Source organism: Streptococcus sp. SM3, assembly GCF_027497875.1.
Map to the genome: position 1 here is coordinate 19082 of NZ_JAJNSA010000026.1, position 8492 is coordinate 27573.

An 8492-nucleotide genomic window follows, 5' to 3' on the forward strand; every position below is an offset into this window, starting at 1 on the left:
GGGTGGTCGTAAAGACAGCTCCTCTTCTACTCCTAGCCACTGTGGATGAGACTTCTGTCATCCAACTTGGCATTTTTTACGTTGTATAAATGGTTGAAGCCGTCGCAATAGTATGCCACTGGTTAGCCGTTGTGGCTGCGAAGTCCTGATCCCCGTAGAAATCGTTGAATGGCAAGATCTCTACTTCTAGTTCATCGATACGAGGGATTTCGCCTGCTAGGTAGTTTTCAATACGGCTTTCAGCTCGCTTGATCCGCTGCAAGAGTCCACCCATACGAATATCTACGGTATCCAAACCAAAGACCTTGTTTTCTTTCAACCATTGGTGGCTAAAGAGAGCATGTAAGTGTTCAATCTGGCTTCTGAGTTTTGGTAATTCTTCCCGAGCAATTTGTTGCAAGCTCTCTTTATCACCTGCGTGATAGGCCTCACGGATGCGTCGACCTACATCCACTTTACTACTTAAAATGGCATTCAACTGAGCCTGGGTTTCAAAGAGATAGGCGTAGATGCCTGCTTTTTCTTTGATAGCAGCAAGAGTCTCAGCTGCTTGGGCAAAGTGTGGCTTATCCTGTTCAGGTGTCATGTGTTTGTCAAGAATTGGGCAGAGAACATCCTGATAAAAGACATAGCGATTGGGGTTAATGCCACTGAGATTGTCTGGTAGGTCTGGCAAGAGGTTGGCCAGATCCAGCTGCATAAAGTCCTCAACGGATAGACCAGTATTAGTCTTAAAGTGAGCAGATAGACACTCTAAATTATTGCGATAGCTGAGCTCCGCCCAGATTTGTAAGCTCGGTAGGATCGAGAACTGGGCTGTTTCACCACCATTGTCCCCCCAGCCCGTCACAATGACTTCCTTGATCTGGTTGGCACGGCAAGCTTTATTGGCTTCAAGAGCGATGAGACGACTGAAATGGTTGTGGGGTGTGAAGCCAATCCACTTCCAAGCCCCACCAGCAAAGGCGATATCTTGGCTAATCTTGTGGTGATTACGGAAGTTACGATTGTATTTTTCCTCGCTATCCTGATAATAATCCCAGTAAACCAAGGTCACACGGTCTTTGAGACGGTCTAGATAAACTCGTGTTTCTTCTGGAATGTCCACCTCACGATCGTACTGGCCATCTGCTGACATAAGCTTGAAGAACATATCGCTCCACATCTGGCAGTGGAAACCATACTTATCTGCAATATCCAGCACGCGCTCCAAGTGTTGGCACATAAGGAGACTCCGGTCCACAATACCGTTCAAGATAAGATAACGACCCAAACCAACCAGGTGGGCTTCGTCCATCCCGATATTGACCTTGCGCGTTTGTAGTTTAGATAGCGTCGCAAACATGCCATCAATCAGGTCATAAACTTTTTCTTCACCGATAAGGAGAATGTCCTCTACATCGCGGAGTTCCTGCACTTCTTTGACACCCCATTTGACAAAGGCTGACAAGTGGGCCAAGGTTTGGATGCATGGGACAAAGGTCATGTCAAACCGCTGGGCATAGGCTTCAATTTCCTGTAACTCTTCAGCTGAGTATGCTCCACGGAAATAACCAAAATAAGGTTGCCCCTCAATCTGATAGGTGTCTTCCATGTAGAGCTCAAAGGTTGAATAACCCATGAGAGCCAAGACTTCAATCATCTGTTTGGCAGATGCGACATTGATCACGGCGTTGCGCGAACAGTCCGCCATATAGGCCAAATCTTCGTAAGCCGCTTGTTCTTCAATCTCTACCTTGTCCCCTTCTGCTAAAGCTGTTGCTAGAACGGATAAGGCGCGGTAAAGTTGATGCGGTTTGCGGTAGGTCAATTGATACTGTCCACTCTCACCCTTGATAGAGATAGAAGCATGGTCAGACTGACCAACCGCCACTTCTACATCTGGTAGAGAAATGTGATTTTGGAGCAACTCTAAAGCTTGCGCTTGTTTACTGCTGATTCCGGTAAAAGTTACCATTGGTTTTCCTCCTGTAACCAGTTGACAAGGGCACCGTAGAGATTGGCATCTGCCTGATAGGTGCAAGCTTGAATCACTGGAGCAATTGTATATTCTTCATATCTGTCCACAAAAGTATCTACTGCTTTTTGAACCCCTCTGATAAAATCTGGATTCTGACTAATAGAGCCACCCAGGCTAATGACATCTGGGTCGATGAGATACTGGATATTGAGCAGTCCTTGGGCTAGGTTGCGATTCATCCGCTCAATAGCTTCTTGGCAAAGGGCATTGCCTGCTGCCGCCTCTTGGTACACCTTACGGCCATCCCAGTCAGACTGACCAGATTTTTCAATGACATAGCGCACCATATTTCCTGTTGATGCTAGTTGTGACCAGTTATTGAGCTTTGCTGCAGGTTCGATGGTTGTCATGTAGCCAAACTCACCGCCCAAGCCATGACGACCACGGTGAAGCTTGCCATTGATAATCATAGCCCCACCGATTCCTGTACCAATCACAACACAGGCTGCATTTTCAATCTCAGGATGCGCCAGCAATTCACTCAGTCCAACACAGTTGGCATCATTTTCTAGATGGACAGGTAGCTTATGATGAGAAAGTGCCTCATACCATGAAAAACCATGGATATAAGGAATGGCACTGATCCCCTCAATCACCCCTGTTTCTTGGTTAACAGCCCCTGGCACACTCATGGCAATCCCGCTGTAGTCCTGTTCTGACAAGCGTTGGTCCAACCAAGCCAACAAATCTTCTAGAGTTTCTGGCGTTGGGGTGCTGGCCTTATCTAAAATCTTTCCATCCGGAGTGAGACTAGCAAACTTAATCCCAGTCCCTCCGATATCAATCGTTGCAATGGTCATTGCTTTTACCTGTAAAAAGGAGCGAGTCAGCAGTTGGTTCTTACTTTTTCGCTCCTCCTTTCCTTTTATTGTTTCTTCAGCTGCAACCAGCTAGACTTCTTCTTTTTTAATCCATTCTGTCCGGATTTCTTGCGGTGCCAATAAACCTGTATGGACCGGATACGGTTGTTCAAGAAGATCGACAACCGTTTGTTGTCCTTCTGACACGCGCACATTTTCTTGGCTCATATTGTAATAGCGAAGGATGTAACCTTCTTCATTTTCTGCTACCTTAAAGGCTGTTGGACAAACCTGAGGATGTGTCAAGGCTGTATGCTTGAGTAAGCTACCAGATGCTGCTACACTTCCTTCTTGTTTTTCAACTTGAAGGCTGGTCATCGGTGTCTGCAAAGCTTTAGCTCGGCGATAAGCAGAGAAGCGTCCCTGAGCTTGATGGCATTCTACTGCATATTCAACCTCAAAGTCCCGTAAGCATTGTGCTTCTGGTGTTGGGAAATAGCCCCAGTCACCAAGTTCACCGGAAGCACGGAGAAGTGTTACAGCTATCATATCGTCTCCAAGGATTTCGTATTCATGCAATCCTTTATTGGCCACTGTTACCCCTTTGACGTCATCATACAAGCTGACGAAAGCTTGCTGGTGTTGAGGATTTTCAGGATTTTCCCAAGAAGCAGCCGGTTTATTTGGCCGTGTGACCACCTCATAAATGCTTTCCGAGTCATTGCTTGGACGAGTGTTATGAGTTTTGACCAAGAGACGAATGCGGTGATCCTTAGCAGTATTGGTAAAGCGTGTCTTGAAGCGAATTTGCGGGTCATCCACAAAGATGGTCATCTCCGTTTCAAGAGGGATGGTTGTCATCTCTTCTGAGCGACTTGCCTTGCGGTTCATAAACTCGATAATGCCTCTTTGCTCCGCATCCAATTGTTCATCCGCGCTGACCGGGATCGTCAAGTCATGCTTGAGCAAGATTTTGGCATAGCGAGCATTGTTTTCCAAGACCTCATAAGCTGTTAACTCCGCATAGATCGGCTCGGTTCCTTTTGGTTGGAAGTAGATATATTCATTACCGATATCACCACGATCTTCAAAACGAAGGAAATCCTCATAAGCCTCATTGGTCGTTTTATCATAGAGGGTCAAGCCATCATCGATACTAAGGGTTACAAATGGCGTATCAATCACCCCATTTTGGAAAAGACCATCATGATGAGGTGCTTTGCCTTCCAAGAGCTGGAAGGTGGTCCAAGAAAGAGGCGCTAGGTGAACCGGAACCGTCACGCGCACTTGACGCGCGATATAAGGTTGACGGAATTTATCCTTAGGCAGGGTATAGCCAAAGCTTGCTCCCAAGTCCTCAATCTCTGCTTCTACAAGATGCCCATCTAAATCTTCTACGTGGTAGTCTGGCAAGGTCAAAGCGGCCATTTTCTTGAAGCCTTCTGTCGGATGCAATTCCTTAAACGGACAAACTGCTACATCGACAATCGTGCTGACGGTATCCACCTTATTATGCAAGCCAGTATTGATGACCGTAAAGAGGTGCTCACTCTGGGCTTTTTGAGTTGCTAGCTTACCCTTCCATTCGTTCAGAAGGTTGGTCTTGACGAAGTTTCCAACTTGGTTGACCTTGGCAAAACGAACTTCCATTTCACGGTGAACATCATCTACGCTACATCCACAAATACTATCGTGTGGCGCATTTTGTAAGAGTGTCTTCCAGGCATAGGTCAATTGATCCTTGTGGTTGTGCCCACCAGTAATGATGGTCAAAGGTTCCACCACTTGCTCGAGCAAGTTGCTGTTTTCTTGGAAGGCTTGCTTGAGATAAATCCGAGAGGAAGACGTATTTGCCAGTGTGTACCAACCATCGGTTTCCTGACTGGTCAATTCTCCTGTAACTGTTGATAATTGCTCAGGAAGCGCACTTTCCACTGCTTGCACATATTCATCAAAAGAGCTATGGATAAAGGTCACGTCAGGAAATAGTTCGTTAGCCACGCGAATTGCTTCACTCAAGTTTCGTTGAACTGGTTGGTGGTCGCAGCCGTTCATCATCAACCATTGGTTGGTGGAGGCATAGTCACGAACATCTGCCAATTTTTGTTTCCAAAAAGCCAAAGCTTCATCTTTATCCACTGGAATTTCGTTCCCGTTACTGTACCAGTTGGCAAAGAGAATACCCAGCACACGGCTACCGTCTGCCCCTTGCCAGTACATTTCAGAAAATTGAGAGGTGAATTGCTCATCTTCGAGGACTTGGTTGTCAAATCCGATTGGTTTGACACCACGCCCAAAGGCTGCTACGTGAATCCCTGATTTTTGAAGGATTTGAGGCGCTTGCCCCATATTTCCAAAGGTATCAGGGAAGTAACCAATCTGAGTGGATTTGCCCCATTTAGCGCATTCAGCTTGTCCAATCAAGGTATTGCGGACATTGGCTTCACTGGAAATCAAGTAATCATCCTGCAAGATGTAGAATGGACCAATCTTGAGTTTGCCTTCGTCGATATAACGCTGCACCTTGTCGCGGTTTTCAGGGCGAATTTCTAAATAGTCGTCAAGGACAATGGTTTGGCCATCCAAGTGGAAACTTTTGAACTCAGGATCATTTTCAAAAAGATCAAACAGATTGTCAAACAGTTCCACCAATTGCATCCGGTGGCTTTCAAAAGGTAGATACCACTCACGATCCCAGTGGCTATGAGAGATGATATGTACAACAACATTTTCCATGAGTAAAACCTCATTCTAACTTAAATTTTTAATGTTTTAAATATAAACTTGTGATTCTAACAAGAATCAGTGAAGCTAAAGCGTGCTCCTTATACTCAATGAAAATCAAAGAGCAAACTAGGAAGCTAGCCGCAGGTTGCTCAAAGCACTGCTTTGAGGTTGTAGATAGAACTGACGAAGTCAGTAACATATATACGGCAAGGCGAAGCTGACGTGGTTTGAAGAGATTTTCGAAGAGTATTAGCGAATATTCAAGTAATCCAAGACCAATTCGCAGAACATCATGTTGGCCCAAGAGAACCATTCGCGCGAGTATTTAGTCGGATCATCTACGTGGAAGCTTTCGTGCATGACACCCGTGCCACCATCGCAAGCAACCAACTGGTCCAGCAAGAATTTCTTCTCTGCCTTGTCCGTCGTTGTCAATCCTTGGATGGATAAAGCAATCGGCCAAATATAGCGATAAAAGGTATGGGAACTTCCGAGACCGCTAGCGTATTCTCCTTGGTAGAAGTAGGGATTTTCAGGGCTGAGAATGGTGCGACGAGTTGCTTGATACACTTCGTCATTGACATCACAGTAACCAAGATAGGGAGCAGCTAACAAGCTTGGCACGTTAGGATCGTCCATGATGCTAGCATTTCCTAGACCATCCACTTCAAAGGCATAGATCTTCTCGCCCTTGCTATTAGTCGTGTAGGCGTAGTTTTCAATCCCTTCTTGAATCTCAGTCTGCAGACGTTTGGCATCAGCAATGATGCTCTCGCTATCAGCTAGATTCAATTCTGCGAAGATTTCTTGGACATAGCCCAAGACAACCACTGCAAACATATTGGATGGAATCAAGTAGCTATACTGACAGCAGTCATCACTCGGACGAAAGGCTGACCAGGTCATTCCTGTCACAGCGAAATCTGGCCCAAAACCGTCATTCACCAGCGTGTCTTCCTTACGATCTGTATCCCGAACAAAGCGATACGGAGAGTTCTTGTGGTCTTGTTCCACCGTCCAGAGATGGAGAATCTCCTTGGTCGCTGTAACAAAAGTCTCATCAAACTGACTAGTCTCGCCAGTTTCCTTCCAAAGAAGGTAAGCCAATTGCAAGGGATAGCAAAGCGAATCTACTTCATACTTACGTTCCCAAATCCAGCCATTGAGGTCTGTATGGTCTGTCTCGTGATGACCCTTCCAGTTCTCCTCAATATTAAAAGAGTTAGCATAGGGATCCTTGAGAATCAAAGTCATCTGGCGTTTAACCAAACCAGCAATAGTCTGGCGCAAACGAGGATCTCTTTTTGCCACATGAAGGTATGGTCTAAGCTGAGCAGTCGAGTCCCGAAGCCACATAGCTGGGATATCCCCTGTTAGCACAAAGGTTGAACCGTCTTCTAAAATTTCAACTGTATTATCCAAAGTGTCTGTATAACAACGTTCAAAGACATCCACCCACTCAGGATACTCCTTAGCTCGCTCAGCCACTTGATCCAACCATTCTCGCACAATTTCTTTTGAATAGGTCATTTATTTTCCTCACACGTATCGATTCTTTCCTATTCAGTATAAAAGATTTCAAAGGGGAAATACATACGCAAATTATAGCCCTTTTTCTACAAAATTTTCCATTTGATAAAAACGCTATCATATTTGACAACACTTTGATACAATGAAGAAAATACCACCGCATGTTCCAAGAAAAACACAGATCATTTAAGGTTGATGAAGAAAAAGGAGACAAGATGCGCATACATTGCCAGACTATCGATACCCGCTGGGGAAGTGATAATCATCCCCACTATTCTCACGGAAACACCCTCCCTTATACCGGAGTCCCTTTTGGAATGAATTACTTTCTTCCCCAGACGACACACGAACAAGGGGCTTGGTTTTTCAACCCCAATCTCCCTATTTTTCAGGGATTTCGCCTTACCCACCAGCCTAGTCCTTGGATTGGAGACTACGCTTGGTGCCTCATCACGCCCATCATAGGGGAAGTTGCAAGTTCCGACCTCTTCCGGCGCCAAAGCAGTTATTCGATCAAAGAAGCTCTTTTTCAGCCCCACTATCTCCGTATTTTTTCGGAACGTTATCAGATTCAAAGCGAGCTGGTTCCAAGCCGCTACGGGGCTGTCATGCGCTTTCAAGCGCCAGAAAAATTGACTCTCTGCTTTCATGCAGCAAATGAACTAGAGGACTTGACCCTTACAGACCACACCTGTCACTTCCACATTCTGGATCAGGCCCATACTGCAGATACTTCCTACTCTTTCTATCTCCAGTGGCAATTTAGCCAGCCGATCGAGAACGTCACTCACATCGATCAAGATCTTTTTCTCACCTTTTCTAGCAATGAGGTGACCGTCCAATTAGGAAGCTCTTATCTGTCCCAAGACATGGCTCACAGCCATCTTCCCAACCTTTCCCTAGAGGAAGTTAAAAAAGAAGCAGCCGATCAATGGAATCAGCTACTAAAACGAATTGAAGTAAAAGATGCCGGAGGGCGTGACCAAGCCTTTTTCGATCATTGCCTGTACCGACTCCTCCTTTTCCCTCAAACCTTTTATGAAACAGATACCGAGGGAAATGACTGGCACCTGGATGTTACTCATAATGAAATCAAACCAGGAAAAGCTTATACCAATATCGGATTCTGGGATCTCTTCCGAACATCTTTTCCGCTCTTTAGCCTTGTCTACCCCGATTATTACCGTCACTTTCTCGAAGGATTTTTAAATACATACAAGGATACTGGTTTTCTACCAAAATGGTTGGCCCCAGATGAACGAGGAATGATGCCAGGTACCCTCATCGATGGTGTCTTTGCGGATGCTGTCACAAAAGGGATCGCACCAGACCTACATGAAAACATGCTGACAGCCATGCTCCAGACGGCTCAAAAAACAGATCCCACTCAACATTTTGGTCGCCATGGCAATGAA

General features: G+C 45.6%; 5 protein-coding genes. 1 reads left to right on the forward strand and 4 read right to left on the reverse strand.

All coding sequences use genetic code 11. The features are described from left to right. Positions 1 to 76: 76 nt before the first annotated feature. The 4 genes from PAN06_RS05970 to PAN06_RS05985 all read right to left on the reverse strand — a co-directional run bounded on the left by PAN06_RS05970 (position 77) and on the right by PAN06_RS05985 (position 7077). The gene (locus PAN06_RS05970) at positions 77 to 1957 is read right to left on the reverse strand and encodes a beta-N-acetylhexosaminidase (RefSeq protein ID WP_269795854.1); all 1881 of its coding nucleotides are present in this window, start codon (positions 1955 to 1957) and stop codon (positions 77 to 79) included. Then, a complete protein-coding gene (locus PAN06_RS05975; RefSeq protein ID WP_269795855.1) occupies positions 1951 to 2820 on the reverse strand; it encodes an ROK family protein in 870 nt (289 codons plus the stop codon). The genes PAN06_RS05970 and PAN06_RS05975 overlap by 7 nt, the downstream gene beginning before the upstream one ends. Positions 2821 to 2910: 90 nt before the next feature. Further along, a complete protein-coding gene (locus tag PAN06_RS05980; protein WP_023919685.1) occupies positions 2911 to 5556 on the reverse strand; it encodes an alpha-mannosidase in 2646 nt (881 codons plus the stop codon). A gap of 240 nt (positions 5557 to 5796) precedes the next feature. Then, positions 5797 to 7077: a glycoside hydrolase family 125 protein gene (locus PAN06_RS05985; RefSeq protein ID WP_269795856.1), complete on the reverse strand. Its 1281-nt coding sequence runs from the start codon at positions 7075 to 7077 to the stop codon at positions 5797 to 5799. Between the two features lie 215 nt (positions 7078 to 7292). Here PAN06_RS05985 and PAN06_RS05990 point away from each other — a divergent pair. Then, positions 7293 to 8492 (forward strand): glycoside hydrolase domain-containing protein (locus PAN06_RS05990; protein ID WP_269795857.1); only part of this gene is annotated, 1200 nt, incomplete at its 3' end.